Annotated in this window: 1 protein-coding gene and 2 pseudogenes; 1 reads left to right on the forward strand and 2 read right to left on the reverse strand. The window is 65.7% G+C overall.

Going from position 1 to position 1,346, the window contains the following annotated elements:
* Positions 1 to 240: pseudogene (locus JM949_RS35970) on the forward strand (cobalamin biosynthesis protein CbiX); the annotation flags it as partial.
* 67 nt (positions 241 to 307) lie between these two features.
* On the opposite strand, the gene JM949_RS35975 reads toward JM949_RS35970, so the two are convergent.
* On the reverse strand, positions 308 to 565 hold the full coding sequence (locus JM949_RS35975; protein WP_007072794.1) for a WhiB family transcriptional regulator: 258 nt from the start codon (positions 563 to 565) through the stop codon (positions 308 to 310).
* Positions 566 to 1,014: 449 nt separating this feature from the next.
* Positions 1,015 to 1,346: pseudogene (locus JM949_RS35980) on the reverse strand (diacylglycerol kinase family lipid kinase); the annotation flags it as partial.

Here is a 1,346-nt window from a genome sequence, read left to right on the forward strand (position 1 = left end):
TCGGCGGCGCCACCGGCGGCCGGTGTGGCGGTGGCCCGGTTGCGGGCGGCCGGCGCGCGTCGGGTCGCGGTGTCCGCGTACTTCCTGGCGCCGGGCCTGTTCCACGACGCGGTGACCGAGGCGGCCCGAGCGGCGGGCGCGGTGGCGGTCGCCGGGCCGTTGACCGACGCGCCGGAGTTGGTGGAGCTGGTGCTGCGCCGGGTCGACAACACCAGCGGGGTGACCTGTGCCGGCAGGTGATCCGGTGCCGGACAGCGGAACGCCCCGGTGGGCGAACCCACCGGGGCGTACAGCTGTGTGTTGGGGATCAGGCGGAGTGAGCGCGCAGCACCCGGAGGCCGCCGCGCCGCTTGACAGCGCGCCGCTCCTCCTCGCTCATTCCGCCCCAGACGCCCGCGTCCTGACCAGACTCGAGTGCCCACTGCAGGCACTGGTCGGTCACGGAGCAGCGCCTGCAGACGGCCTTGGCCTGCTCGACCTGCAGGAGAGCCGGTCCGGACGTCCCAATCGGGAAGAACAGCTCCGGGTCCTCGTCGCGGCAGACAGCATGGTGACGCCAGTCCATGGCGGCAACACTCCTCATTCTGGATGGGTGGCAATATTGCTTGTCGTGCTTTTCCTATATGCATCCGCAATGCCGATGGTGACAGTTAGCGTCTGTCCATTCGGCAGTGCGTGAGCAGGCGTTCAGCGCCGGGGACCTGCTGGAACAGCTCAACCTGTCGAGCATATCCAGGCAATGTCCCGGTAACTCAAGTTCGCTTGTGAATACTTTCACGAACGCTCGTGATGTCAAGGGTGACGCTCGGAAAAACTCCGGGCGGTGAGCAAGCCCACAACCCGTTTGTCCGGATTCCAGCGCTTTCCTGGTTACCCGCCGTGCCACAGTCGAGGATCAATATAGTACAGTCCGCGTGACATTGCTGACATTTCCGGCACCTGCCCCTCGGTGTGGCGGGGCGACCGTGTTGATCGGCTGTGGCCACCGTGTCGACCTAGGGCAGTACCCGAGACCTAGCAGATTACTCTCAGTGCGGCGGGAACGGAGGTGAATCTGACTTTCTCCCGCTCACCGAGATAGTCGCCGTCGAGCTGGAACGCCTGGGGACGGTTGGAGACCAGGGTGAACTCCGCTGTGTCATGGAGTCGTAACACCTGACGACCGCGCGGATTGGGCTCCCGGGACAGGAACTGCGTCACTGTCCGTGTTGTGCTAGCCACCCGGAGCTGTCGCAATGCCAGCACATCCAGCCCGAGATCGAACGAGCGCTCGGGTTCGGGTTGACCTCCCGGTCGCCCAGGTACGTCCAGGGTGCCGTGTTCTGGATGATGACGGTCGCCAGCTC

This window comes from Micromonospora tarensis (assembly GCF_016803395.1).
Classification (GTDB): domain Bacteria; phylum Actinomycetota; class Actinomycetes; order Mycobacteriales; family Micromonosporaceae; genus Micromonospora; species Micromonospora tarensis.

Coding starts and splice junctions, on each gene's coding strand:
- JM949_RS35975 (WP_007072794.1), bottom strand. CDS start 565: ATGGACTGGCGTCACCATGCTGTCTGCCGCGACGAGGACCCGGAGCTG.